Annotated in this window: 21 protein-coding genes; 14 read left to right on the plus strand and 7 right to left on the minus strand. The window is 68.4% G+C overall.

Features of this window, described 5'->3' with window-relative positions:
* Positions 1-53: 53 nt before the first annotated feature.
* From A7W11_RS07520 to A7W11_RS07565, 10 genes are all read left to right on the plus strand, one after another.
* On the plus strand, positions 54-1,028 hold the full coding sequence (locus A7W11_RS07520; RefSeq protein WP_066410378.1) for a Bug family tripartite tricarboxylate transporter substrate binding protein: 975 nt from the start codon (positions 54-56) through the stop codon (positions 1,026-1,028).
* Positions 1,029-1,145: 117 nt separating this feature from the next.
* Positions 1,146-3,680, plus strand: coding sequence for an ABC transporter permease (locus A7W11_RS07525; RefSeq protein WP_082887141.1), 2,535 nt, complete (start codon positions 1,146-1,148; stop codon positions 3,678-3,680).
* Positions 3,680-4,108 carry a group II truncated hemoglobin gene (locus A7W11_RS07530; RefSeq protein ID WP_066410379.1) on the plus strand — a complete coding sequence of 143 codons (429 nt, stop codon included), beginning with the start codon at positions 3,680-3,682 and terminating at the stop codon, positions 4,106-4,108. Before A7W11_RS07525 ends, A7W11_RS07530 begins: the two co-directional genes overlap by 1 nt.
* Entirely contained in the window at positions 4,098-4,826 is a 729-nt protein-coding gene (locus tag A7W11_RS07535) for a 3-deoxy-D-manno-octulosonic acid kinase (RefSeq protein ID WP_066410380.1), read from the plus strand. The genes A7W11_RS07530 and A7W11_RS07535 overlap by 11 nt, the downstream gene beginning before the upstream one ends.
* 162 nt (positions 4,827-4,988) lie before the next feature.
* Positions 4,989-6,113 carry a polyamine ABC transporter substrate-binding protein gene (locus A7W11_RS07540; protein WP_066410381.1) on the plus strand — a complete coding sequence of 375 codons (1,125 nt, stop codon included), beginning with the start codon at positions 4,989-4,991 and terminating at the stop codon, positions 6,111-6,113.
* Positions 6,114-6,118: 5 nt separating this feature from the next.
* Positions 6,119-7,246, plus strand: coding sequence for an ABC transporter ATP-binding protein (locus A7W11_RS07545; RefSeq protein ID WP_066410382.1), 1,128 nt, complete (start codon positions 6,119-6,121; stop codon positions 7,244-7,246).
* Complete coding sequence (locus A7W11_RS07550) at positions 7,243-8,160, plus strand: ABC transporter permease subunit (protein ID WP_066410383.1); 918 nt, start codon at positions 7,243-7,245, stop codon at positions 8,158-8,160. The genes A7W11_RS07545 and A7W11_RS07550 overlap by 4 nt, the downstream gene beginning before the upstream one ends.
* Positions 8,157-8,963 carry an ABC transporter permease subunit gene (locus A7W11_RS07555; protein ID WP_066410384.1) on the plus strand — a complete coding sequence of 269 codons (807 nt, stop codon included), beginning with the start codon at positions 8,157-8,159 and terminating at the stop codon, positions 8,961-8,963. The genes A7W11_RS07550 and A7W11_RS07555 overlap by 4 nt, the downstream gene beginning before the upstream one ends.
* Positions 8,960-9,316: an arsenate reductase gene (locus A7W11_RS07560; RefSeq protein ID WP_066410385.1), complete on the plus strand. Its 357-nt coding sequence runs from the start codon at positions 8,960-8,962 to the stop codon at positions 9,314-9,316. The genes A7W11_RS07555 and A7W11_RS07560 overlap by 4 nt, the downstream gene beginning before the upstream one ends.
* 60 nt (positions 9,317-9,376) lie before the next feature.
* Positions 9,377-10,087, plus strand: a complete 711-nt coding sequence (locus A7W11_RS07565; RefSeq protein WP_066410427.1) for a DNA-3-methyladenine glycosylase — start codon at positions 9,377-9,379, stop codon at positions 10,085-10,087.
* A 226-nt stretch (positions 10,088-10,313) separates the two neighbouring features.
* On the opposite strand, the gene A7W11_RS07570 is transcribed toward A7W11_RS07565, so the two are convergent.
* Positions 10,314-12,446, minus strand: a complete 2,133-nt coding sequence (locus tag A7W11_RS07570) for a bifunctional 2',3'-cyclic-nucleotide 2'-phosphodiesterase/3'-nucleotidase (RefSeq protein WP_066410386.1) — start codon at positions 12,444-12,446, stop codon at positions 10,314-10,316.
* Positions 12,447-12,684: 238 nt separating this feature from the next.
* Between A7W11_RS07570 and A7W11_RS07575 the strand changes: the two genes are divergently transcribed.
* Both A7W11_RS07575 and A7W11_RS07580 read left to right on the plus strand, forming a co-directional pair.
* Entirely contained in the window at positions 12,685-14,052 is a 1,368-nt protein-coding gene (locus A7W11_RS07575; RefSeq protein WP_412778710.1) for a DNA recombination protein RmuC, read from the plus strand.
* A gap of 130 nt (positions 14,053-14,182) precedes the next feature.
* Positions 14,183-14,869, plus strand: a complete 687-nt coding sequence (locus A7W11_RS07580) for a GntR family transcriptional regulator (protein WP_066410388.1) — start codon at positions 14,183-14,185, stop codon at positions 14,867-14,869.
* 254 nt (positions 14,870-15,123) lie between these two features.
* On the opposite strand, the gene A7W11_RS07585 is transcribed toward A7W11_RS07580, so the two are convergent.
* The 6 genes from A7W11_RS07585 to acnA form a co-directional block, all read right to left on the minus strand.
* Positions 15,124-16,530, minus strand: a complete 1,407-nt coding sequence (locus A7W11_RS07585; RefSeq protein ID WP_066410389.1) for an FAD-dependent oxidoreductase — start codon at positions 16,528-16,530, stop codon at positions 15,124-15,126.
* Positions 16,531-16,533: 3 nt separating this feature from the next.
* Positions 16,534-17,544 carry a Bug family tripartite tricarboxylate transporter substrate binding protein gene (locus tag A7W11_RS07590; protein ID WP_066410390.1) on the minus strand — a complete coding sequence of 337 codons (1,011 nt, stop codon included), beginning with the start codon at positions 17,542-17,544 and terminating at the stop codon, positions 16,534-16,536.
* Between the two features lie 170 nt (positions 17,545-17,714).
* Positions 17,715-18,788, minus strand: a complete 1,074-nt coding sequence (locus tag A7W11_RS07595) for a CobW family GTP-binding protein (RefSeq protein ID WP_082887142.1) — start codon at positions 18,786-18,788, stop codon at positions 17,715-17,717.
* 12 nt (positions 18,789-18,800) lie between these two features.
* A complete protein-coding gene (locus A7W11_RS07600) occupies positions 18,801-19,529 on the minus strand; it encodes an isochorismatase family protein (protein ID WP_066410391.1) in 729 nt (242 codons plus the stop codon).
* 35 nt (positions 19,530-19,564) lie between these two features.
* Positions 19,565-20,926 (minus strand): dihydroorotase, encoded by a 1,362-nt coding sequence (locus tag A7W11_RS07605; protein ID WP_066410392.1) that lies wholly within the window; start codon positions 20,924-20,926, stop codon positions 19,565-19,567.
* Between the two features lie 40 nt (positions 20,927-20,966).
* Positions 20,967-23,645: an aconitate hydratase AcnA gene (gene acnA, locus A7W11_RS07610; protein WP_066410393.1), complete on the minus strand. Its 2,679-nt coding sequence runs from the start codon at positions 23,643-23,645 to the stop codon at positions 20,967-20,969.
* A gap of 368 nt (positions 23,646-24,013) precedes the next feature.
* Here acnA and A7W11_RS07615 point away from each other — a divergent pair, with 368 nt between their 5' ends.
* Positions 24,014-24,901 carry an isocitrate lyase/PEP mutase family protein gene (locus A7W11_RS07615; protein ID WP_066410394.1) on the plus strand — a complete coding sequence of 296 codons (888 nt, stop codon included), beginning with the start codon at positions 24,014-24,016 and terminating at the stop codon, positions 24,899-24,901.
* 94 nt (positions 24,902-24,995) lie between these two features.
* The coding region (locus tag A7W11_RS07620) for an acyl-CoA dehydrogenase family protein (RefSeq protein WP_066410395.1) at positions 24,996-26,516 on the plus strand (1,521 nt) is incomplete at its 3' end.

Below are 26,516 nucleotides of genomic sequence, written 5' to 3' on the forward strand. Positions count from 1 at the left end.
GCGCATCGCGGATTCCTTACCGCAGTACATAGCAAAAATCATGGAGACAAACGATGAAACGCATTCTGGCAGCCGTTACCGCTGCCGCGGCGCTGGCCTTTTCGGCCACAGGCGCTCACGCGGCCTATCCTCAGCAGCCCATTCGCCTGGTCGTCGGTTACGCGCCCGGCGGCACGACCGATATCCTGGCTCGAGCGCTGGGCGAAGCCCTGGGCCGTGCGCTCAAGCAAACGATCATCGTGGAGAACAAGGCCGGCGCGGCAGGCAACATCGCCGCGGCGGCGGTTCAGCAGGCCAATCCGGATGGCTACACGTTGCTGATGGCCACGGTTTCCAGCCACGGCATCAATCCGGCGTTGTACAAGAAGTCGCTGGGCTACGATCCCGTCGGTGGCTTCACGCCGGTGGGCATGGTGGCGTCGATCCCGCTGGTGCTGGTGGCCAGTCCGAAGATTGAGGTCAGGTCGGTGCAAGAGCTGGTTGCCTTGGCCCGCTCCCAGCCTGGCGCGCTGAACTACTCGTCCAGCGGTAACGGGTCGCCGGTACATCTGGCGGGGGCGATGTTCGCGCAGCAAGCCCATCTCGACCTGGTTCATGTGCCCTATCGCGGCGGGGCGCTCGCCAACACCGCCGTGATGACCGGTGAGGCGCAGCTCAGCTTCGCCACGTTGCCGGGCGCAATGTCGCAGGTCAAGGCCAACAATCTGCGGGCGCTCGCGGTTACGACCAAGGAGCGCTCCGCGCAGTTGCCGGATGTGCCTGCATTGGGCGAGATCGAGGGTTTCGAAGGTTACGAGATCAACACCTGGAACGCCCTGCTGGCTCCCAAGGGCACGCCCGCGGAGGTGGTGCAAACCCTTAATCAGGCCGTCGCCACGGCAATGCGTTCGCCCGCGTTGCGGCAAATGTTCGAGAGAGAGGGCGCGGTGCCCACCGGTAGCACGCCAGAGGAGCTGGCTGCCTTCATCGATGGCGAACTGGCTCGCTGGGCCAAGGTGGTCAGTTCGGTCAATATCCGGGTCGACTGAATGCAATCCCTGACGGCCGGTTGAACCTCCCGGTGCAATCACGGTCAGGTACAGTGCGGAACCCGGGCAGGGTGGGGGATGTCCCCCCGCCGGCCTTCGATTGGTTACGATTGGCCGATGATGCACGCGACTGCTGCCCGCCCCTCCCGCCAGGCCGGTTTCTTTTCCTCCTTGCGCCTGGGATTGCGCATGATGATGCGCGACGCACGCGCCGGCGAGTTGCGCCTGCTGGTGCTGGCGCTGGTGGTGGCCGTGGCGGCCATCACCAGCGTGGGCTTCCTGGCCGACCGCGTGTCCCGCGCGCTGGAGCGCGACGCCAGCCAGATGCTGGGCGCCGACCTGGTGCTGGAGGCCGACGAACCCATTCCCGCCCAGTTCCTCGACCGGGCCAGGCAGGACGGCCTAACGGTGGCCTCCTCGGTGCAGTTTCCGTCCATGGCCAGCGGCGGGGGCGGCGCGCAACTGGTGTCGCTGAAGGCCGTCGAGCCGGGCTATCCCCTGCGCGGCTCGCTGCGCGTGGCCGACGAGGCCTTCGGCCAGGATGCCGCCACGCGCGACGTGCCCGAACCGGGCAGCGTCTGGGTCGATCCCCAGTTGCTGTCGGCGCTGGGCATCAAGGTGGGCGACACGATCGGCCTGGGCGACGCGCGTTTCCGCGTGGCCAAGGTGCTGACCTACGAACCCGACCGCGGCATGCAGTTCGTCAACGTGGCGCCGCGCGCCATGATGCGGCTGTCCGACCTGCAGTCCACCGGCCTGGTCACGCTGGGCAGCCGGCTGGACTACATCATGCTGGTGGCCGGCCAGCCGCCCGAGGTGGCGGGCTATACCTCGTGGCTGAACCAGAACCTGCAGCGTGGCCAGAAGGTGGCGACGGTGGAATCGGGCCGGCCCGAGGTGCGCCGCACGATGGACCGCGCGCAGCGCTTCCTGTCGCTGGTGGCCATGCTGGCGGTGATGATCTCGGCGGTGGCCGTGGCGCTGGCCGCGGGCCGCTTCATGCTGCGCCATCGCGACGGTATCGCGGTGATGCGCTGCCTGGGTGCGCAGCAGGGCGAGATCGCGCGCATGCTGGTGGCCGAGTTCGCCATGATCGGGCTGCTGGCCTCCGCCGTGGGCGGGTTGATCGGCTTTGGCGTGCATGAGCTGATGGTGTCGGCGCTGGCCGGCCTGATCGAGACCGAGCTGCCGCATCCCTCCGTCATCCCGGCCTTGCAGGGCCTGTTGACGGGCGTGCTGATGCTACTGGGTTTCGCGCTGCCGTCGCTGGCGCAGTTGCGCCACGTGCCGCCGGCCCGCGTCCTGCGTCGCGATGCCGAGGGCCTGCGCCCGCGCAGCGCCGTGGGCTACGCGCTGGGGGCGGTGGGCCTGGCGCTGCTGATCTGGTGGTTCGCGGGCAACCTGCAGTTGGGCGCCGTGGTGTCGGGCGGCTTCCTGGGCGCCTTCCTGGTGTTCGCGCTGGTGGCCTGGGGCTGCGTGCAGGCGCTGGGGCGCGTGCGCCGCGCGGCCAACGGCATGCCGGCGCTGCGTTTCGCGCTGGCCGGCGTGGTGCGCCGGCGCACGGCCACCATCACCCAGGTGTGCGCGCTGGCCATCGGCATCATGGCCCTGCTGCTGCTGACGCTGACCCGCACCGACCTCATCGCCGGCTGGCGCGGCACCTTGCCCGACGACGCGCCCAACCGCTTCCTGATCAACGTGCAGCCCGACCAGCGCGAGGCCGTGGCCCGGCAGCTGGCCGCCGGCGGCCTGGAGAAAACCCAGCTGTGGCCCATGATCCGCGGCCGCCTGATCGCCATCAACGACCGGCAGGTCGGACCGGCGGACTACGAGGAACCGCGCGCCAAGCGCCTGGTCGACCGCGAATTCAACCTGTCCTATGGCGAGACCCTGCCCAGTTCCAACCGCATCGAGCAGGGCCGCTGGATGCCGCCCGACAGCAGGAACGAGGTCTCGATGGAGTCCGGCCTGGCGACCACGCTGGGCGTGAAGCTGGGCGACAAACTGAGCTTCGACGTGGCCGGGCAGACGGTGGACGTGTCCGTGACCAGCCTGCGCCGGGTCGACTGGGATTCGATGCAGGTCAACTTCTTCGCCATCCTGTCGCCGTCCGCGCTGGCGGACATGCCGCAAAGCTGGATCACCTCGTTCTATCTGCCGCCCGACAAGGCGCCGGTGCTGCGCGATCTGGTGCGGCAGTTCCCCAACCTGACGGTGTTCGACGTGGGCGCCATGCTGCAGCAGTTGCAGTCGGTACTGGACCAGGTGGCCAGCGCCGTGCAGATGCTGTTCCTGTTCACGCTGCTGGCCGGCGTGCTGGTGTTGGCCGCCGCGCTGACGGCCACGCGCGACGAACGCATGCGCGAGGCCGCCGTGCTGCGCGCCCTGGGCGCCACGCGGGGCCAGTTGGCGCGCGCGCAGCGCATCGAACTGCTGGCCGTGGGCGGCCTGGCCGGCCTGCTGGCCGCGGCGGGCGCGACGGCCGTGGCATGGGGCCTGGCGGCTTATGTGTTCAACTTCGCCATGACGTACAGCCTGTGGCCCTGGATCGCCGGTCCCGCGGCCGGCATGGCCGGCGCCTGGGCCGGCGGCGCGCTGGCCCTGCGCGGGGTGCTGCGCACGCCGCCCCTGGTTACCCTGAGAGAAGCCTGATGACCGCCACCACCCGGGTCGACCCGATTTTCGAACCGCTGGACACCAGCAAGACCCTGTTTGAACTGCTGGGCGGCGAGCCCGGCCTGCACGCGCTGGTCGAGCGCTTCTACGACCTGATGGACCTGGAACCCGATTTCCGCGAATTGCGCGCGGCCCACGGTCCCAGCCTGGACGAGGCGCGCCAGAAGCTGTTCTGGTTCCTGTGCGGCTACTTCGGGGGGCCCAACCACTACATCGAGCGCTTCGGCCATCCGCGCCTGCGCGCGCGCCACCTGCCGTTCTCCATCGGCGAGATCGAGCGCGACCAGTGGGTGGCCTGCATGGGCCGCGCCATGCAGGACCAGAACGTGCCGCCCGCGCTGCTGGACCGGATCCTGCACGCGTTCTACGGCACGGCCGACTGGATGCGCAACCGTGCCGGCTGACGCCATCCTGGACGCTACCCGTCACCAGGCGTGGCCGGCGCCCGCCGACGGCGCCATGCTCTGGAACGCGGCGCGGCTGGGCGATACGCCGCCCGCACGCTGGTTCGACCCCGAGTCCTACGGCGACCTGGCCAGCCCGGTCGCGGCCGGCGGCCGGCAGGCTGCCTGGATGGTGGCGGGGCAAGGCTGGCAGGGCGTGCTGCGCGGCTACCGCCGTGGCGGCCTGGTCGCGCGCATCAGCCGCGAATCCTATGCCTGGCGTAGCGAGGACGGCACGCGCAGCTTCCGCGAATACCGCCTGCTGGCGGCGCTGCATGCGCAGGGCCTGCGGGTGCCGATGCCGCTGGCGGCCGGCTACTGGCGGCGCGGCTGGAGCTACCGCGCCGCCATCCTGGTCGAGCGCATTCCCGACGTGCGTCCGCTGGCCCTCGCGCTGGACGCCTCGCCCGACGAGGTGGCCGGCGCCATCGCGCGCATGCACCGCGCCGGGGTCTGGCATGCCGACCTGAACGCCTTCAACATTCTGCTGGATGCCCAGGGGCATGCCTGGCTGATCGATTTCGACCGTGGCAAGGCCGGCGGCCTGAGCAGCCGCGCCCGGGCCGGCAACCTGCTGCGGCTGCGCCGCTCGTTGCGCAAGGTCGCGGGCGAGCAGGGCGAGGCCTGCTGGCAGGGTCTGCAGGCGGCGTACGCGCGGGCCTGGTCCGCCACGGCCTGACGGCGCGAAGGGCGAGGCAGGCGGATCGCGACGGGCCGGGGTGCCTGATTCGACGTTCAACTGCGCGATTTAGGGGTTAAACCGTCTGCATCCCCCTATGAAAAGGCTTTATCATTTTGCCTTTGGTTTTTTTCCATCACGCGTTTTGGCAAGGGGTACGCGATGACATTCATGGTGGGCGCGCGGCTGGCGCTGGGAACGGCGCTGGCGGTGGCGGGTATCGGGGCAACAGTCGTCGCAACGACGGCCGTCGCTCAGGACGGCAAGGTCGTCAATGTGTACAACTGGGCCGAATACACCGCGCCGGACACCATCCCCGGCTTCGAGAAGGAAACCGGCATTCGCGTCCGCTACGACGTGTATGACACCAACGATACGCTGCAGGCCAAGCTGCTGACCGGCAAGTCCGGCTACGACGTGGTGGTGCCGTCCACGCACTATGCCTCGCGCCAGATCGAGGCGGGCGTGTTCCAGAAGCTGGACAAGTCCAAAATCCCCAACTGGAAGTACCTGGATCCCGACCTGATGGCCCTGGTGGCCACCGTCGATCCGGGCAACCAGTACGTCATCCCGTGGGGCTACGGCACCAACGGCCTGGGCTACAACATCACCAAGGTCCGCGCCGCGCTGGGCGCCGACGCCGACCTGGGCAACTGGGACATGCTGTTCAAGCCCGAGAACGCCGCCAAGTTGCAAAGCTGCGGCATCTCGATGCTGGACGAGGCCGCGCAGGTCTTCCCGGCCGTGCTGCACTATCTGGGCAAGGATCCCAACAGCTCGAATCCCGACGACTACAAGGCCGCGCTGGAAGTGCTGAAGAAGATCCGGCCGTACATCCGCCAGTTCAGCTCGTCGGGCTACATCGACGAGCTGGCCTCGGGCGACCTGTGCATGGTCTACGGCTTCTCGGGCGACGTGATGATCGCGCGCCGCCGCGCGCAGGAAGCCAAGCGCACCGACGACATCAACTACTTCCTGCCCAAGGGCGGCGCGCCCGCCTGGTTCGACGTGATGGCCATCCCCAAGGACGCCCCGCACGTCGAATCCGCGCATGCGTTCATCAACTACATCGAGACGCCGCAGGTGCACGCGGCCATCACCAATCACATGTACTACCCGAACGCCAACAAAGAGGCGCGCAAGTACGTGACCAAGGAAGTGGCCGACAACCCCATGATCTATCCGCCGGCCGATGTCTCCAAGACGCTGTTCGTGATCAAGGCCCAGCCCTTGCCCGTGCAGCGCCTGCAGACGCGCATGTGGAACGAACTGAAGTCCGGACGATAAGCGCCATGAATGAAAGCCGGTACTCGGCGCCCGCGGGCGGCGACGCGGACGCGTTCGTCCAGGTGATCGACGTCGTCAAGATCTTCGGCGACACGGTCGCCGTGCAATCCACCAGCCTGACGGTCCGCCGCAACGAGATCTTCGCGTTGCTGGGCAGCTCGGGTTGCGGCAAGTCCACGCTGCTGCGCATGCTGGCGGGGTTCGAAGAGCCCACCTCGGGCCGCATCCTGCTGGACGACCAGGACATCACGGCCGTGCCGCCGCACCGCCGGCCGGTCAACATGATGTTCCAGTCGTACGCGCTGTTCCCGCACATGACGGTCGAGGCCAACGTGGCCTTCGGGCTGAAGCAGGAGGGCGTGGCCGCCAACGAGATCCACGAGCGCGTGTTCGAGGCGCTCGACCTGGTGCAGATGGCCGGCTATTCGCGGCGCAAGCCGCACCAGCTGTCGGGCGGCCAGCAGCAGCGCGTGGCGCTGGCGCGCAGCCTGGTCAAGGGCCCGAAGCTGCTGCTGCTGGACGAGCCCATGTCCGCGCTGGACAAGCAGATCCGCCAGAAGACGCAGATCGAACTGGTGAAGATCCTGGAGAAAGTGGGCGTGACCTGCATCATGGTCACCCACGACCAGGAAGAGGCCATGACCATGGCGCACCGCCTGGCCGTCATGACCGAAGGCCAGATCGTGCAGAGCGGCACGCCGCAGGATGTCTACAACTTTCCGAACTCGCGCTTCGTGGCGGGATTCATCGGCAGCACCAACCTGTTCACCGGCACCATCGTGGTGGACGAGGCCGACCATGTGGCCATCGAGTGCGCAGACCTGGCCCGCCCGCTGTACGTCAACCACGGCGTCAGCGAGCCCCTGGGCATGGAGGTGCACGTCTCGCTGCGTCCCGAGCGCCTGCGCATCTGGCGCGAGCAGCCGCAAAGCGACTACAACTGGGCGCGCGGCGTGGTCAGCCACGTGGCCTGGATGGGCGGCTACGCGCTCTACCAGATCCGCCTGGACTCGGGCAAATCCATCGAGACCAGCGTGCCCGGCATGGTGCTGGCCCGCATCGATGCCCCCGGCGTGGACGAAGAGGTCTTCGTCAGCTGGGATGCCGACAGCCCCACGGTGCTGGCGTCATGATCCGGTTGCCGTTGCGCCGCTGGACGCCCTCTGGGCGCGCGCTGGCGATCATCCCGCCTTACGCCTGGCTGGTGCTGTTCCTGCTGGTGCCGTTCCTGCTGGTGCTCAAGATCAGCTTTGCCGAACTGGAGTTCGGCATTCCACCCTACACGCCGCTGGCCAGGTTCGAGGACGAGGCGCTGCAGCTCAGCCTGAACCTGCGCGGCTACATCCTGCTGTTCACCGACAGCCTGTACCTGGCGACCTACCTGAACTCGGTGAAGATGGCGGCCATCACCACCGTATGCTGCATCCTCATCGGCTATCCGATGGCGTACTACATCGCGCGTTCGTCGCCGGCGGTGCGCAACCTGCTGCTGCTGGGCGTGATCCTGCCGTTCTGGACCTCGCTGCTGCTGCGCGTGTATGCCTGGGTGGGCATCCTGCGCAACGACGGCCTGTTGAACAAGGCGCTGATGGGGCTGGGGCTGATCGCCTCGCCGCTTGAAATCTACCGCACCGATATCGCCGTGTACATCGGCATGGTCTATGCCTACCTGCCGTTCTTCATCCTGCCGCTGTACGCCAACCTGGTGAAGATGGACCTGCGCCTGCTGGAAGCCGCCTACGACCTCGGCGCGCGCCCGTGGCAGGCGTTCTGCCGCATCACGGTGCCGCTGTCCATGCCCGGCGTCATCGCGGGCGCCATGCTGGTGTTCATTCCGTGCGTGGGCGAGTACGTCATCCCCGAGATGCTGGGCGGCGCCAACACGCTGATGATGGGCCGCGTCATGTGGAACGAGTTCTTCAACAACGCCGACTGGCCCATGGCCAGCGCCGTCACTTGCGTGATGGTGCTGCTGCTGCTGGTGCCGCTGGCCCTGTTCCAGTACAACCAGATGCATAATCAGGCGCCCGCCAGGGGGCGCGGATGAAGGGGCCGAACAAGACCGCGCGCGGTATCGCGTTGGGGCTGGGCTATGCCTTCCTGTACGTGCCCATCCTGAGCCTGATGGTGTTCTCGTTCAACGACTCGGCCATGGTCACCACCTGGAGCGGCTTTTCGTTCCGCTGGTACGGCCAGTTGTTCCAGGACGACGCGCTGCTGTCGGCGGCCTGGCTGTCGCTGAAGATCGCCGTGATGACCGCCACGGCGGCCGCCGTCCTGGGCACCTGGGCGGGCTACGTGCTGGCGCGCATGCGGCGCTTTCGCGGCCTGACGCTGTACGTCGGCATGCTCAGCGCGCCGCTGGTCATCCCGGAGGTGGTGCTGGGCATTTCGTTGCTGTTGATGTTCGTCGAACTGCGCGGCGCGCTGGGCTTTCCGGCCGAGAACGGCATGTTCACCATCTGGATCGGGCACGTCACGCTGTGCATGGCCTTCGTGTCGGTGGTCATCCAGTCGCGCGTGCGCGACCTGGACCGCTCGCTGGAAGAGGCCGCGCTCGACCTGGGCGCCACGCCGGCCCGCGTGTTCTTCAGCATCACGCTGCCGCTGATCGCGCCGGCCGTGGTGTCGGGTTGGCTGCTGGCGTTCACGCTGTCGCTGGACGACGTGGTCATCGCATCGTTCCTGTCCGGGCCGGGTTCCACCACGCTGCCCATGGAAGTCTTCTCTCGCGTGCGCCTGGGCCTGAAGCCCGAGGTCAATGCCCTGGCCACGCTGTTCATCCTGGCCGTCGGCACCTGCGTGATCGTGGCCAACCGCATGCAGTGGCGCAAGGAGGCCCGCAAATGACCCAACCCACCCTGTACGGCCTGGCCAAGTGCAGCACCTGCGTCAAGGCGCGCGACTGGCTCGACGCCAAGGGCGTCGCGCACACTTTCGTCGACTACCGTGACAACCCCGTGCCGGCCGCCACGCTGAAGGAATGGGCGGACAAGGTGGGCGGCTGGGAGAAGCTGGTCAACCGCGCTTCCATGACCTGGCGAGGCCTGACCGACGAGCAGAAAGCCGCGTCCACCGATAAGCAATGGTCGGCGCTGATCGCCGAGTATCCCGCGCTGGTGCGCCGTCCCGTCACCGTCACGCCGGATGGCGAGGTGACGGCCGGCTTTTCCGAAAAGCGCTACGGCGAGCGTTTCGCCTGAGGCCGGCTGGGGCTGAGCGGCATGGCGGGCAACAAGGCGGCGGGCGCGGGGCAGGGGGCAATGCGGCCTGCCGGCGCAGCCGCCGCCGGCCCTCCCGCCTTGCCCGACAGTTTCTTCGATCGCGACGCCTGCCTGCTGGCGCGCGAGCTCATCGGCAAGATCATCCGCCGCCGCCTGGGCGGCCTGTGGCTGGCGGCGCGCATCATCGAGACCGAGGCCTATTACCAGGCCGAAAAAGGCAGCCACGCCTCGCTGGGCTACACCCACAAGCGCCGCGCCCTGTTCATGGATGGCGGCACGATCTACATGTACTACGCGCGCGGCGGCGACTCGCTGAACTTCAGCGCGGCCGGGCCGGGCAATGCGGTGCTGATCAAGTCGGGCCATCCGTGGGTGGATGAATTCTCGGGACCTGACGCGCTGGCGTGCATGCAGCAGTTGAATCCCGATGCGCGAGGCGGCTTGCGGCCGCCCGCCAGATTATGCGCGGGCCAGACGCTGCTGTGCAGGTCGCTGGGATTGAAGGTGCCCGAATGGGACGCCCAGCGTTTCGATCCCGAGCGCTTGTTCGTCCAGGACATCGGCGCCTCGCCCGACCGTCTCGTCTGCGCGCCCAGGCTGGGCATTCCCGCGGGGCGCGACGAGCATCTGTTCTACCGGTACGTCGACCCGGCCTATGCGGCCTTCTGCACGCGCAATCCACTGCGGCGAGGGCAGGTTCCCGGCCAGGATTATGTGTGGGTGGATCGCGGCGGGGCGGTGATCGTCTAGCCGCCTCATGGGGCGCAGCGGCACCCCTGGCCCGCTTCCGCAGCTTCGCCCAGCCGAGCCGCGCCGCTCGATGACCCGTTCCGGAGCGATCGGGCGCGGCGCATCGGCATCCGTGAAATCCCGCGCGCGGCATCGATCCTCCAAAGGCAATCGCCCCGCCAGGCACGCCGTGCCTGGCGGGGCGATCCGTTGCGTTGCCCCTTTGAGGGGGCGCCGGCAAGATGCCTTACGGCACCGGGTTCAGGTCGATCTGGTAGACCGCGCGGCCTTCGCCCAGGTCATCCGCATCGGCGGTCAGGCTGACGTTGGTGATGCCGGCGGCCGTGGCCACGGATTGCGCGTTCTGGCCCGTCTTGAACAGCACGCGGCCCGCGGTCGTGACCGGGGTGAAGCGCCAACTGCGCGACGAACCGTTGGCGGCGCGGGTCACCGCCGGATTCTCCTTGATGTAGTTGATCACCACGTCGCGGTTCGCGTCCGGCGAGGCATAGACGATGTCGAACGCGTTGCCAGGGCCCAGGATGTACTGCGCGCTGCTTTCCGCACGGTAATTGTTGGTGGCGACGATGAAGTCCATGCCGTCGACCGGATTGCCCATGTACGTCAGGTTCTTGATGCGGCTGTTTTCCGCCGCGGTCACGTCGATCTCGTATTGCAGATCGGGCGTGGTGAACATGTCGAAGTTGTAGCCCGCGAACGCCGACTGGCCGGCGGGAACCTTGCCGGTCTTGGTGTCCTTGATCAGCCACTGGTCGGCCGTGGCCGCCGGGTCGATGCGGTTGAAGCGCTTGGCCGCGTTCTCCAGCCACAGCTTCAACTGCGCGCCCGTCACCTTCACCGCGTACACGGTGTTGGGGTACAGGTACAGGTCGGCCGCGTTGAAGATGGCCAGGTCGCCGGCGGCCACGTCGGTGTAATCCGTGGCGCTGCTGAAGCCGGCCTTGAACGGCGCGCTGATCGACAGCACCGGGATGCCGCTGTATTCCGGCAGGTTGGCGTCGATGTAGCTCTTCACGTAGGTCTGCTGCGCCTGGTTGACCAACTGGATCGCGCCCGGATCGCCCACGTCGGCGAACAGCGTGCTCATGCGGAAGTCGGTCTGGCCGATGGGTTCCTTCACGTAGGTGACGGCGGCTTCGTGCTGGGTTTCGACCGCGTCGACCACGGCGCTGTCCGAAGCGACGTACTGCGTCGTACCGGCGTCATCCTCGAACTGGGTGGTGCGCACCTCGACCGTGGTCTGGGCCTGGTCGACCTGCCAGGCGCGGCCGTCCCACTTCAGCGAGTAATCGATCACGCCCATGGCCTTGCCCCACAGGCTGGGCATGACGGCGGGCACGCCGGCGACCGTGCCGGCGGTGTTGTCCACCACGTCGTCCGACTGGTAGGCCGGGCTGGCGCCGCGGTCCGGGAAAGTGTTGTGCTGGTGGCCCATGATCAGGCCGTCGATGCCTTCGACCTGGGCAACGAAGCGGCCCGGATTCTCCATCATCGGGCTCTGGGTGGCGTCCATGCCGCCATGCAGCAGCACGAACACCAGGTCGGCGCCGTTGGCGCGCGCTTCGGCCACGTACTTCTCGGCCGATGCGACGCCGTCCTGCACCTCGACCTTGCCGTCCAGGTAGCGCTTGTCCCAGTTCATGATGCCGGGCGTGGTGACGCCCACGATGCCGACCTTGATCGGCAGCTTGACCCGGGTGCCGTCTTCCTGCGTGGCGTCGATCTCGCGGTCGAGGATGACGTAGGGCTCGAGCAGCGGCTGGCCGCTCTTGACGCTCGTCACGTTGGCCACGGTGACGGGGAAGCCGGGGCCGGCGCACTTCAGGCTGCCGTCCACGCCGTCGACGTCCATGCCGCCGCCCAGCACCTGGTTCAGGAAGGGCAGGCCGTAGTTGAATTCGTGGTTGCCCACCGTGCCCGCATCGAAGTTCAGTTCGGACATGGCCTTGTACATCGTCAACTGCTGCGAGCACGGGATCGGCGCGACCTGGGCTTCGTAGTCGGCCAGCGCGGTGCCCTGGATGGTGTCGCCGTTGTCGACCAGCAGCGTGTTGGCGAATTCCTTGCGCGCGTCGCGGATCAGCGTCGCGGTGCGCTCGAAGCCGTAGGTCTTGTCCTCGGCGAGCTTGAAGTAGTCGTAGCTGCGCGCGTTGTAGTGCAGGTCGGTGGTCGACAGCAGCGCCAGTTCGGCGGTGGCGGGCTTTTGTTCCACCACGGGCGGCGTCGAGGTGTCGTCGTCGTCATCATCGTCGTGGCCGCCGCACGCGGCCAGCGTGCAGGCCAGGGCAACGGCCAGCGCGGCGTACACGGCGCGCGGGCGGATAGTGCGGGGGTCGAAAGTCGATGCGGGGAAAGACATCGCGGCTCCTCGGTGGGGCTATGGGAAAGAGCAGCGATTATTTCGGCGAGGGTTGACTGACACATTACTTAAAATATTTCGTGACATATCAATTTAAGCTTGAGTGTTGCAAAACATTTACGCCAGCTTCGTATGCTGCCAGAGCAATGCGCACGTGATAACCGCGCGCGCCCGGTGGTCGGCTGGAGCGTCCCGTCACCTATAGAATCTGCGTTTTGCGGAGATGCGCTTGGATTCGATGATTCTGCTGTGGACGGCCGCGGGCGCGGCGGTCGCGGCCCTGCTGGTCAGCCTGGCCGTGCTGCTGCGCCAGCCGCGCGGGGGCGAGGGCGTTGCCGACGAGATGGCCGAACTGCTGGCGCGCCTGGAGCGCACGATGCGCGCCGACCTGGCCGACAGCCAGCGCGGCCTGCGCGATGAACTGTCGGACTCGGTGCGCGCGCTGCGCGACGAACTGGCCCAGCGCCATGAAGACCTGCGCGGCGCGCTGGCGCGCGATGCCAGCGCGTCGCGCACCGAGCATGGCGAATCGCTGGCGCGTTTCGCCAGCCAGTTCGGCGAGCGCCTGCAAGGCCTGGTCGAGCTGAACGACCGCCGCATGGGCGAGGTGCGGCTGACGGTGGACCAACGCCTGCAGGCGCTGCAGGCCGACAACGGCCAGCGCCTGGAGGCCATGCGGCGCACGGTGGACGAACAGCTGCATGCGACGCTGGAACAGCGCCTGGGCGATTCGTTCCGCCTGGTGTCCGAACGCCTGGAAGCCGTGCACAAGGGCCTGGGCGAAATGCAGACGCTGGCCGCGGGCGTGGGCGACTTGAAGCGCGTGCTGACCAACGTGAAGTCGCGCGGCACCTGGGGCGAAGTGCAGTTGGCCCGCCTGATCGAGGATGCGATGACGCCCGAGCAGTATGGCCGCAACATCAAGCCCGTGCCGGACAGCGAGGCCATCGTCGAGTTCGCCATCCGCCTGCCGGGACGCGCGCCGGACAGCACGCCGGTCTGGCTGCCCATCGACGCCAAGTTCCCCAAGGAAGAGTACGAACGCCTGATCGAGGCGCAGGAGGCCGCCGATCCCGAGGGCGCGCGGGCCGCCGCGCAGGCCCTGGGCCGCGCCGTCGAGACGCAGGCCAGGCTGATTGCGTCGAAGTACGTGGCGCCCCCGCACACCACCGACTTCGCCATCATGTTCCTGCCCACCGAGGGCCTGTATGCCGAAGTGCTGCGCCTGCCGGGCCTGCATGACCGCCTGCAGGCGCTGCGCATCAGCGTGGCGGGGCCGGGCAACCTGGCGGCCATGCTGAACAGCCTGCAGATGGGCTTTCGCACGCTGGCCATCGAGCAGCGTTCGTCCGAAGTGTGGCAGGTGCTGCGCGCGGTGAAGACCGAGTTCGGCAAGTTCGGCGCCTCGCTGGCCAGCGTGCGCAAGACGCTGGACAGCGCCAGCAGCAAGATCGGACAGACCGAGGTGCGCACGCGCGCCATGCTGCGCAATCTGCGTGACGTGGAGGAAATGTCCGAGGCGCAGGCGGCCCGGCTGCTCGGCGATTCGGAGGGGGAGTTGCCCGCGTTGCCGGACGAACCTTTGGCTGCGCCCGACGATCGTTGACACTTTTCGGAAGTGGCTTGAATTTTCCCCTAAAACCCGCGAAATTCCCGCGATTTACGCCAAAAAGAGTTGACACTTTTTTGCCCGCATTGGTAGCCTAGCCGCTATCCCAAGCTGTAATGGAGGGCGCGTGGCGACCCGCAAAGAAGATTCCGAAGGCCCTTTGGCCAACCAGGTGTTCGATCACCTGCTCGAAGCCATTTATCAGGGCAGGCTGCTGCCCGGCAGCGTGATCAATGAGGTCGCGCTGGCGCAAGAGTTCGGCGTCAGCCGCGGCCCGGTGCGCGAGGCCGTGCGGCGCCTGCAGGGCATTCAGCTGATCACGCGCGAGCCCTATCTGAAAGCCCGCGTCGTGTCCCTGTCGGCCGAATCGGCGCTGGAACTGTTCCAGATGCGCATGGCGCTGGAAGGCGTGGCCTGTAGCCTGGCCGCGCGCTACATGAGCGACGAAGAGATCTCGGTGCTGCTGTCCGAGCTAGAGCAGGACCGCCAGGCGCGTCTGCCCGGCGCCTCTCCCAGTCCGCATCCGCGCATCTTCGACTTCCACGAACGCATCGTGCGCGCCAGCCGCAACCAGCGCATCATCAATACGCTGTGCGGCGATCTCTATCACCTGCTGCGCGTCTACCGCCGCCATTCCGGCACCGTGCTCGAACGCAAGGACGACGCCTATGCCGAGCACTGGCAGATCCTGCGCGCCATCAAGGCGCGCGACGCCTCGCTGGCCGAGTCGCTGATGCGCTCGCACATCGAGCGCGCGGCCAATCACCTGTTCGAAAACCTGATCGAGAATCCGGCGCGGGCGCAACTGGCCTGAAAGGGCTTCCTGGCCATCCCGGCTACCGGCCTGGTGTTTCTGCCATCGCGCTGGCCGCTTGTTGAAAATGGCCCCCGGACCACCGCCGCTTTCTATGAAGCGCCGATGGCCCGGGTGTTGCGGCCGGTGTCCGGCGCCGGCATGCCTGCCTGCTCCGAACGGCATGGTGTCCAGGGGACACCAGACTGGAGCACCTTCGCCGTACTTGCCCAGTCCTTGCTGCTTCAGGCCCGCGGGGCGCGGGCCTGGATGTGTCAGGCCCGCATGTCCCACGCGGCGGCCCGGCCGGCCAGATAGCCCAGCCCCAATGCCGCCAGCAGGCCATTGCCCGACATATACCCTTTGCTGCCCTGGTTGCCGCTGATGCCGGCCGCGGCGCCGCCGCCCGCATACAGCCCGGGGATGGCCGAGCCGTCCGCGCGCAGCACGCGGCCGTCGTCGTCGACGCGCAACCCGCCCTGCGTGTGGAACAGCGCCGGGCCGATGCGGGTGGCCGTGTAGGGCGCCTGCAAGGCGCCCAGGCCCCAGTGCGTACGGCCGAAGGCGTCGGCCTGGTCGCCGCGCGCCGCCGAGGCGGCGTCCCGCAGCGTGGCCGCCAGCGCATCGGCCGGCAGGCCCAGCCTGGCGGCCAGCGACGCGGCATCCTCTGCGTGCAGCACGCCGTTGTGCCGCACCAGTTCCGCGTATTCTTCCTGGCCCGCCGCCGTGGCGTCGCGCACGCGGGCGTCGGCCACCACGTAGAACGGACCGGCGCGGTCCAGTTCCAGCGCGGCGAAGGCCGAGTACCCCATGCTTTCGTCGCCGAAGCGCCGGCCCTGGCCGTCCACGACGATGCCGCCTTTCTCGACCACGGTCCACGTGACCAGCGAACCATGCGGATCCGCCAGGCTGGCATGCGCCTGGTAGGCGCCCATGTTGGACAGCGCCGCGCCCAGGGCCTCGCCCCAGATCACCGCTTCGCCTTCGCTGCCGGTAGCCCCGCCGTACGGAGCGGCCGACAATTCTGGGCAGAACCGCGAGATCAGTTGCCGGTTGGCGCCGAAGCCGTTGGTGGACAGGATCACCGCGCGGGCCGCGATGACGGTGCGCGTGCCGTCCGGCGTCTGCGTGACCGCGCCCAGTACCGAACCGTCCGGTCCGGCCAGCAGCTCGACGGCAGGATTGCCGAATGCCAGCGGGATGCCGCGCTCGTCCAGGGTGCGCGCCAGGTCGTCCATCAGATCCGCGCCGCGCCGCGAGGGCGGCGAGTGCAGGCGGTACTGGCGATGGCCGATATGCTTGTAGGTCTCGACCAGCGTCAGCGTCGCGTGGGCGCGGTCCACCAGCCATTCGACCAATTCCGCCGAGACGTCCGCCAGGCGTTCCGTCAGGCCGGGCATCTCGTGCGTGCCCGCGATGCGGCGCAGGTCTTCGATGAAGTTGCCGGCGCTGTCGTCCAGGCCGGCCTGGCGCTGCATGCGCGTGCCGGCCGCGGGAATCGACCCGCTGGACAGCATGGTGTTGCCCTGCAGGCGATCGGCCTTCTCGACCACGGCGATCGACAGGGCCGGGTTGGCATCATGCGCCGCCAGGGCCGCGGCCAGGCCGCAGCCCCCCGCGCCGATGACCAGCACGTCGAACTCGGCGTCCGGCACGGCCGTATCCGCTGCGGTGATCGTCATGGCTCAGTCGACCTGCGCGCCCGACAGTTTCACGGCCTCGCGCCACTGGTCGATCTGCTTGGCCAGGAAAGCGGCGAACTCCTGCGAGGTGGTCGGCTGTACTTCCAGGCCGAGCTTGTTCATCTTGTCCTTCACGTCGGCCTGGCCCAGCACCGCGGCCAGGTCGGCCGACATCTTGTCGACCAGCGGGCGGGGCGTGCCCTTGGGCGCGAAGATGCCCGAAAAGGCCGCGGTATCGAAACCGGCGAAGCCCTGGCTGGCGATCGTGGGATAGTTGTTGCCGCTGTAGTCGCGCGCCGAGGTGATGGCGAGCAGCTTCAATTTGCCGGACGCCAGGTAGGGCTGCGCCGAGGGCAGGCCGGTGATGCCCACCGGCACGGTGCCGCCCAGCAGGTCGTTGAGCAGCGGCGCGCTGCCCTTGTACGGGATGTGCGTCATCTCGAACTTGCCCTGGGCCTTGACCAGTTCCATCGACAGGTGGCTGGCGGCGCCGTTGCCGTCCGAACCGTAGCTGTACTTGGTGGGCTCTTTCCTGGCCAGCGCGATCAGTTCCTGCAGGGTATTGGCGGGCACGCTAGGGTTGGCCAGGATGGCGTTGGCGTAGATGGCGGCCATGCCGATCGGCTCGAAGTCCTTCTGCGGATCGTAGGGCAGGTTCTTGTACAGCCACTTGTTGATCGCGTGCGAACCCGTGACGCCCAGCACCAGGGTGTAGCCATCGGGCGCGGCCTTGGCGACCATGGCCGAGCCGATGTTGCCGCCCGCGCCGGGGCGGTTCTCGATGATGACGGGCTGGCCCCACTTCTTGGACAGGGCCTCGCCGATGATGCGGCCGGTCAGGTCGGTCGGGCCGCCGGGGGTGTAGGGCACCACCAGCGTGACGGCATGCTTGGGAAAGCCGGCGGCGGCATCCTGCGCCCAGGCGGTGCCGAAGGGGGCGAGGACCACGGCGGCCAGGCCGGTCAGGAGGGCCGTGCGACGGGCCGTGGAGAGAGCGGTGCTGCGGAACGTCATGGAAAAATCCCCCTTGTATTTAAGTGTCAACACTATAGGTCGAAGACACACATCAGTAAATGCCAAATCGTTGTCTGGTAGCCTGAAAATCGAGAAATACGGGTAATTACTGGCAAGAGTGAAGACGGTTTATGCGCTGCTACCGGCTTCAAGGTTGAACTGTTGACAAATTAGCGATCCGATTGCAAGGGCTCCAAGGACGCGGCCACTTCTTCGGCCGACATGTCCTGAGCGATCACCACGATGGCCCGTTCGGGGGCGGCCGGGTCCGCCGGGCCCAACGCGTGCGGCGGGCTGAACAGGTGCCGCACGCCGTGGATGGCATAGCGCTCGCCGTCGGCGAAATCCAGGATGGCCTTGACGCGCAGGACGCGTTCGCCGCCGTGGCGTTGCAGGTACGCGACCCAGCGCGCATAACCGCCCCAGCTCACGGGCCGGTCCACGTGCAGGATGTACGACGCGATGCCGTAGCGCAGCACGTGCGCCAGCGGCGTGGCCGGCGGCTGGCCCGGCGCGGGGACGGGCAGCCTTTCGCTGGCGTGGAGGCCGTCGAAGAAACGGTCCTCGCCATCGGACGACTCGGCGCTGGCCAGCCGCACCTGCGCGGTCGCGTTCAGGGTGGCCAGGGCCTGGCGCACCTGCGCGAGCTGTCCGGCATCGCACAGGTCGGTCTTGGTGACGATCAGCACGTCGGCCACGGCCGCCTGCGCCGAGGCCTCGCGGTAGGCATCCAGCGTGGCCAGGCCGTGCACGGCGTCGATCGTGGTGATGACGCCGGCGAAGCGGTAGTGCCGCGCCACCGAGGCGTCGCCCGCCAGCGTGTTGATCAGCGGCGCGGGATCGGCCAGGCCCGAGGTCTCGACCACCATGCGCGTGTACGGCGGGATCTCGCCGCGCAGGCGCCGGTAGTACAGCGATTCCAGGCCGTCCTGCAGCGAGCTGTTCAGCGCGCAGCACAGGCAGCCCGAGTCCAGCAGCACGGTGTCCTCGTCGCTGGCACGGCCCAGCAGGCGATGGTCGAGCCCGACCTGGCCGAACTCGTTGATGATGACGGCCGTGTCGGCGAACGCCGCGCTGCGCACCAGCCTGGACAGCAGCGTGGTCTTGCCGCTGCCCAGGAAACCGGTCAGCAGATAGACCGGGATGGGACCCGCGCCAGCCGCCGCGCCAGCCGCCGCGCCAGCCGCCGCGCCAGCCGCCGCGCCAGCCGCCGCGCTAGCCGCCGCGCCTTGCGTGTTCGCCATGGCCGTCCTGCCTTACTCGGCCTTCGCGGCGGCCGGGGCCGGCAGGCTCGCCAGGTAGTCGCCGACTTCCTTGCTGGGAATCACGTCGGCGTACTTGCAGTTCAGGTCGAACAGGTTGATGGCGTGGCTGGCCTGGAAACGGTCGAACGCCGCTTCCTCGGGGATGATGACCTTGAAGTTGTACGAGTACGCATCCACGGCCGTGGCGCGCAGGCAGCCCGAGCTGGTGCAGCCCACCAGGATCAGCGTGTCCACGTCCAGGAAGTTCAGGTGGCTCATGAAGATGGTGCCGAAGAAGCAGGACGGCTTCTGCTTGGAGATGCGGATGTCCTGCGGGCGCGGCGCCAGAGGTTCGACGGTCTGCGTGGCGTGCGTGTTGGCCACCACGGTCTTCTCGCCGCCGCGGTGGTTCTTGCCCACCTGCACGCCGCTGTCCAGCAGGTCGGGGCGGCGGCCGCTTTCGGTGTAGAACACCGGGATGTTCTTCTCGCGGGCCATTTCCAGCAGCGGCACCATGTGGGCCACGGCGTCCCAGGCTTCCTTGCCGCAGTGCGTGCGGTACTGCTTCAGGCCTTCGAGGATGTCCTCGGGCGTGTCGCCGCAGAAGTTGTACTGCACGTCGATGATGAACAGCGCGGGCCGCTTGCCGAAGCCGCCGCGCTTGCCATAGCCGGCCTGCGCCAGGACCAGCTTGTCGCGTTCGGTCAGAAAGTCGTCCCAGATTCGTTTGTTTTCGCTCATGGCATTGCCTCTTCAGATAATCGGTGCGGCGGGGTTCAGCGGCGCAGGAAACGGCCGCCGGGATGGGCGCGCGCGTCGTCGGTGATGCGGCCGTCCTGCATGACGGTGCGGCCGCGCACCAGCGTGCGGACGGGCCAGCCCTTCAGGGTCATGCCTTCGTACGGCGAGTAGTCGGCATGCGACTCCAGCTCGGCGGGATTCACGGTGCGTTCGAGGTCGGGATCGACGATCAGCAGATCGGCGTCGCGGCCCACCACGATGCCGCCCTTGGACGGCATGTTGTAGATGCGGGCGGACGTGGCCGAGGCGATTTCGACCAGGCGCTCCAGCGGCACGCCGCGGCGGTGATAGCCCTCGTGCAGCAGGATCGGCAGGATCATGCCCGTGCCGGGGAAGCCGTTGCTGGCCGCCCAGATGTCCTTGTCCTTGGTCTCGCGCTTGCGCGGCACGTGGTCGGAGCCCACGGTGGTGATGGAGCCGTCCAGCACGCCTTCCCACATGGCCTCGACGTCGTCCTGGCCGCGCACGGGCGGATTCACCTTGGCGTAGGGGCCGGCGGGCGATTCGTCGTTCAGGAACAGGTAGTGCGGGCAGGTTTCCACATAGATGGGGTCCGTGCCGCGGCGGCGGTGGCGGCGCACTTCGTCCAGGGCCTCGCGGCTGCTCAGGTGGACGATGTTGACGGGCGTGTGCGTCTTCGAGGCGAAGTAGCACACGCGGTGCACGTTCTCGGCCTCAAGGAAGTCCGGGCTCTGTTCGTTCCAGGCCTTCAGGTCGTCGCGGCCGGCCGCGCGCAGCGGATCGCGCAGCACGGGGATCACTTCGACGTTCTCGCAGTGCACGCCCAGGATGGCGCCCGGGATGCGCGCGGTGGCGCGCAGCGCCTCGAACAGCAGGCCGTCGTCGATGTCGGTGAAGCCCTTGGACAGGCCCGCCGCGCCCTTGTACATCATGTACAGCTTGTACGAGTTCACGCCGAACTGGCTGGAGATCTCTTCCAGGGTTTCGACGTGCAGCTGGCTGGTGATGCCGAAGTGAAAGCCGAAGTCGATGCAGCTCTGGCGCTCGCCACGGTCGCGCGCGGCGTCGCAGGATTCGCGGATGTCCTTCGAGCGGTGGAACGACAGCACCGAGGTCGTGCCGCCCAATGCCGCGGTGCGCGCCTCGGTCTCGAAGTCGGTTTCGGGCGAGCCGAAGCCGAAGTGCACGTGCGGGTCGATCACGCCGGGCAGCACCCACAGCCCGCCGCAATCGATGGTCTGGGCGGCGGCGCCGAGGTCGGCGCCGTGGGCGGCGATGATGGCGATGCGGCCGTTCTTCACACCCAGCGTGCCGAGGGTCAGGCCCTGTCCGGGCAGCATCAGTTGGGCGTTGGTCAGTACGAGATCCAGGGACATGGGGTTCCGGTTTGCGCGCGAGGGTTGATGTGGAAAAGACTCAGGCCGTGGCTTGCGCGCCTTCGGCCAGGAAATGCCTGAGCACCTGGGCAGGGATGCCGCCATCGGCCAGCAGTTCGCGTTCGGCCTGCGTCAGCACCTGCGGCACGGCCTCGAACTCGATGCGGCCCTGCTCGCCGTCGGCCACGACGCGCACCGGCGTGCCTTGGCGCAAGGCCTGTTCCACGCCGCTCATGGTGTAGGTCTCGGCGCCGGTCAGGCCAAGCTGGCGCCAGCCCTGGCCGGGCAGGAAGGCCAGCGGCAGGATGCCCATGCCGATCAGGTTGGCGCGGTGGATGCGTTCGAACGATTCGGCGATCACGGCGCGCACGCCCAGCAGCGCCGAGCCCTTGGCGGCCCAGTCGCGGCTGCTGCCCGTGCCGTATTCCTTGCCGGCCAGCACGATGGTGCTGACGCCCTCGGCCTCGTAGGCGCGCGAGGCGTCGAAGATGCTCATCTGCGCGCCATCGGGGAAGTGGCGCGTGACGCCGCCCTCGACCTCGGGCACCAGCAGGTTCTTCACGCGGATGTTGGCGAAGGTCGCGCGCGTCATCACTTCGAAGTTGCAGCGGCGCGCCACGTAGGTGTTGAAGTCGCGCGGCGCGATGCCCGCGTCCATCAGGTAGCGGCCCGCCGGCGAGTCCTGCGGGATTTCACCGCCCGGAGAGATGTGGTCGGTGGTCAGCGAATCGCCGAACGCGGCCAGCACGCGCGTGCCGCGCAACTGCTTTGCCAGGCGCGCCAGGGCGTCGCCGTCGCCAGCCTGTTTGAAGAAGGGCGGCTCGATCAGGTAGTGCGAATCCGGATCCCACGGGAAGCGCAGGCCTTCGGGTGCCTGCATCTGGCGCCACAACTGCGACTCGTCGCCGCCGGCATCGCCTTCGTAGATGCGCAGGAAGGCCTCGCGGTTCTGCGCCAGCGGCAGCAGCGCGGCGATCTCTTCGGGCGCGGGCCAGATGTCGCGCAGATACACCGGTGCGCCGGACGCGTCGGCGCCCAGGGGTTCGGTTTCCAGGTCCAGGTCGATACGGCCGGCCAGCGCGTACGCCACCACCATGGGCGGCGAGGTGATGTAGTTGGCGCGGATCAGCTTGTGGATGCGGCCTTCGAAATTACGGTTGCCCGACAGCACGGCGGCCGCGACCAGCTCGCCCGACTCGATGGCCTGGGGCACGCCCTCGGCCAGCGGACCGGACTTGCCGCCACAGGTGGTGCAGCCGTAGCCGATCACGTAGAAGCCCAGGGCTTCCAGCGCAGGCAGCAGGCCGGCGTCGCGCAGATAACCGGTGACCACGCGCGAGCCCGGCGCCAGCGAGGTCTTGACCCACGCCGCCGGCTTCAGGCCGCGCGCCACCGCCTTCTGCGCCACCAGGCCGGCGGCCAGCATGACGGCGGGGTTCGAGGTGTTGGTGCACGAAGTGATGGCGGCCAGTACGACCGAGCCGTGGCGCAGCGGGCCGGCGCTGCGGGCGGGATCGACACCGAAGCCGCCTTCCTTCAGCGGCAGCGGCAGACGCTCGGCGAAGTCGGCGGGCACGCGGCTGATCGGCATGCGGTCCTGCGGGCGGCGCGGGCCGGCCACGCTGGGACGGGCCGCGGACAGGTCGATCTCCACCACGCGCGAATACGTGGGGTCGGGTGCGCCCGGTTCGCGCAGCAGGCTGTTGGCGCGGCAATACGCTTCGATCAGCGCGGTCTGTTCGGGACTGCGGTCGGTGTGGCGCAGGTAGGCCAGCGTGCCCGCGTCCACCGGGAAGAAACCACAGGTGGCGCCGTATTCGGGCGACATGTTGGCGATGGTGGCGCGCTCGGGCACGCCCAGGCCGGCGATGGCCGGACCGAAGAACTCGACCATGCAGCCGGCCACGTTCGCGCGGCGCAAGGTCTCGGTGATCAGCAGCGCCGCATCGGTGGTGACGGCCGGTGCGGCAATGCTGCCCACCAGGCGCACGCCCACCACTTCGGGCACGGGGAAGGTGTAGGCCTGGCCCAGCAGGGCGGCTTCGGCGTCGATGCCGCCCACGCCCCAGCCCAGCACGCCCAGCGCGTTGACCATCGGCGTGTGCGAATCGCCGCCGATCACGAAATCGGGATAGGCCCAGGTTTCGCCGCCGCGCTCGGCGCGCACCACCACCGGCGCGATGTGCTCGAGATTGACCTGGTGGATGATGCCGGTGCCCGGCGGAAACACGCGCAGGCCCTGGAACGCCTGCTGCGCCCACTTCAGGAAGCGGTAGCGCTCGGCGTTGCGCTCGAATTCGCGCTTCAGGTTGCCCGCCACCGCCTGGTCGCTGCCCCAGTGGTCCACCTGCAGCGAGTGGTCGACGATCAGGTCGACTGGCAACTGGGTATTGACGGCGGCGGGGTCGCCGCCCTGTTGCGCCACGGCGTCGCGCAGCGCCGCCAGGTCCTGCAGCACCGGCAGGCCGCTGGAGTCGGGCAGGATGACGCGCGCCACGCGCAGCGGCAGGTCGGCCCCCGTGCGCTCGCGCCATTGCGCCACGGCGCCGATCTCGGCGTCCGCCACGGGCAGGCCCCATTGCTGGCTGCGGCCCAGGTTTTCCCACAGCACGCGGATGACGTACGGCAAGGCCGCGAGATCCACCGCATGGCCGCGGGCCGCGGCGGCGATGTCGAAGTAGCGGATGGGGGTGCCGGAGAGCGGGAATACAGAGGGCATCGAGTCGGATAGCGGAGAGGAAGCGGCTTGATGATGGTATGGCCGCGAGTTTTTACTGTCAACACTTGTTCCAAGGCATCAGGGTAATCACCAATGCTTGAAATGCTTCCGAAGCGTGCCTCGGAAGCAAGGGGTTTGTGCTGACGATTCCCTTTATACCAGGCACTTGCTGCATAAGGTGGGACGCTGAGGGGAGGGGGGAGGCCGCTTCCCAAGCATAGTCGCCTGGCGGGCCGTCAATCTTGGGTGTTACGCAAAAGAGTTGACACTTTTGTCGGCGCCTTGATAGGCTAGTGCACCTTACGGTTGTTGGCCGCGGCATTGGCGCCGTCGTCCCGCGCCAGGCTTTCCCTATTGGAGTAACAGCAATGACCACCAGTGCCCAGAAATTCCGCCAACTGCTGCAGAGCGGCGAATTCATCGTCTCGCCTGGCGTGTACGACGGCTACAGCATCCGCCTGGCGGAAGCGGCGGGTTTCAAGACCGCCTGCACCAGCGGCGCGGCCATGTCCAATGCGCTGCTGGGCGTGCCCGACATCGGCGTCATGGGCCTGACCGAAAACGTCAACCACTGCCGCAACCTGGCCCGCTCTGTGTCGATTCCGCTGACGGCCGATGCCGACACCGGTTACGGCAACCCGGTCAACGTGTTCCACACGGTGCGCATGTTCGAAGAGGCCGGCATCGCCGGCGTCAACCTCGAAGACCAGGTCAGCCCGAAGCGCTGCGGCCACATGCCCGGCAAGGACGTGATCGAGCAGGAAGAAATGGTGCTGAAGATCGCCGCGGCCTGCCAGGCGCGCCGCGACGACGCCTTCGTCATCGTCGCGCGCACCGACGCGCTGGCCGTGGAAGGCATCGAAGGCGCGGTGCGCCGCGCCAAGGCCTACGCGGCCGCCGGCGCCGACATGCTGTTCCCCGACGCCGTGCGCACCCCCGACGACATCAAGCGCATCGTCGACGCGGCGGGCATTCCCGTCACGATCAACATGGGCTTCGGCATCCGCAACCGTCCCACCACGCCGCTGATCCCGCTGCCCGAGCTGAAGGCCCTGGGCGTGCGCCGCATCAGCCTGCCGCGCATGTTGCCCGCCGCCGCCATCCACGCCATGACGCAGGCGCTGAAGGTGATGCGCGAAGTCATGGAAACCGGCGTGCCCGCCGACCGTCCCGACCTGCTGGCCAGCATCGAGGACATCATGGAACTGATGGGCTACAAGGAAGCGCGCGCGCTGGAGGCGCGCCTGCTGAACTGAGCCCGCGCGCGGCGCTTGCCTGACGGCGGGTGCTGCTGCTAGCGTAGTGTCTCGAAGCCGGCGCGCGAACGCCGTCCGGCCCAGGGAGACCGGCATGCAGGCATTCAGCACGCATCAGGTGGCCAACCAGGTGGCGCCGCTCGAAGACTATTCGCTGTACGACACCGACCCGGTGCTGCGCGAGGCCGTGGCCCGCGAAGGCGCGGGCGCCTGGCAGGACGAACTGCGCGAGCACGGCGCCTGGCTGGGCCGCGCGCAGACCTTGCAGGCGGCCGAACTGGCCAACCGCCACGGTCCCATCCTGCATGCCTATGACCACGCGGGCCACCGCGTGGATCGCATCGAGTTCCATCCCGCCTGGGCGCAACTGATGGGCGGCATCGTCGCCCGCGGCCTGCACAGCAATGCCTGGCTGCGCCGCAAGCCCGGCGCGCAGGCGGCGCGTGCCGCCGCCTATCTGATGCAGGGCCAGGCCGAGGCCGGCACGCTGTGCCCCACCACCATGACCCATGCCGCCGTGCCGCTGCTGATGCGCGAACCGGCGGGCGACCTCGACTATGCGCGTGACTGGCTTCCCGCGCTGTACGCGCGCGAATTCGACGGCGCCGACGCGCCCTTGGCCCGCAAGCGCGGCGCACTGATCGGCATGGGCCTGACCGAGAAGCAGGGCGGCTCCGACCTGCGCGCCGTGGCCACCAGCGCGGCGCCGGTGGGGGCGGGCGGCCGGGGCCGCGCGTATCTGCTGACAGGCCACAAATGGTTCTTCTCCGTTCCGCAGGCCGACGCGCATCTCGTGCTGGCGCGGGTGGACGCGGGACCCTCCTGCTTTCTCGTGCCGCGCTGGATTCCCGACGGGCCGCGCAATGCCGTGCGCGTGCGGCGCCTGAAGGACAAGGTGGGCAACCGCAGCAACGCCAGCGCGGAAGTGGAGTTCGAGCAGGCCTGGGGCGTGATGCTGGGCGAGCCGGGCCGGGGCATGGCCGTGCTGCTGGAGATGGCCGCCGCCACCCGCCTGGATTGCGTGCTGGGCAGCGCCGCGCTGCTGCGCCAGGCGCTGGCGCAGGCGCTGCATCACGCGGCGCATCGCCAGGCCTTCGGCCGCCGCCTGCTGGACCAGCCCGTCATGCGTGGCGTGCTGGCCGACCTGGCCCTGGAAAGCGAGGCCGCCACGATGTTGGCGATGCGCCTGGCGCGCGCCGCCGACCATGCCGATCTGCCGGACGAACGTGCCTTGCTGCGCGTGGGCACGCCGGCGGCCAAGCTGTGGGTGTGCAAGCGGGCCGTCGCCGCGTCGGCCGAGGCCATGGAGGCGCTGGGCGGCAACGGCTATGTGGAAGAGGGGCCGCTGGCCCGCATCTACCGCGAGGCGCCCGTCAACTCCATCTGGGAGGGCTCGGGCAACATCATGGCGCTGGACGTGCTGCGCGCATTGGGCCGCGAGGCCAACGCCTTGCCGGCCCTGCGTGCCGAACTGGATCCGGCGCGCGGCGTGCTGCCGGGCTACGACAGGGCGCTGGACGCGTGGCTGGCCCTGTCGCAGGATTCCGCGAACGCGGAGCCGCGCGCCCGCCAGGCCGCGGCGGGGCTGGCGCGCCTGTGGCAGGGGGGGCCGGTG

It is taken from the genome of Bordetella ansorpii, assembly GCF_900078315.1.
In the GTDB taxonomy this organism is placed as follows: domain Bacteria; phylum Pseudomonadota; class Gammaproteobacteria; order Burkholderiales; family Burkholderiaceae_B; genus Bordetella; species Bordetella ansorpii.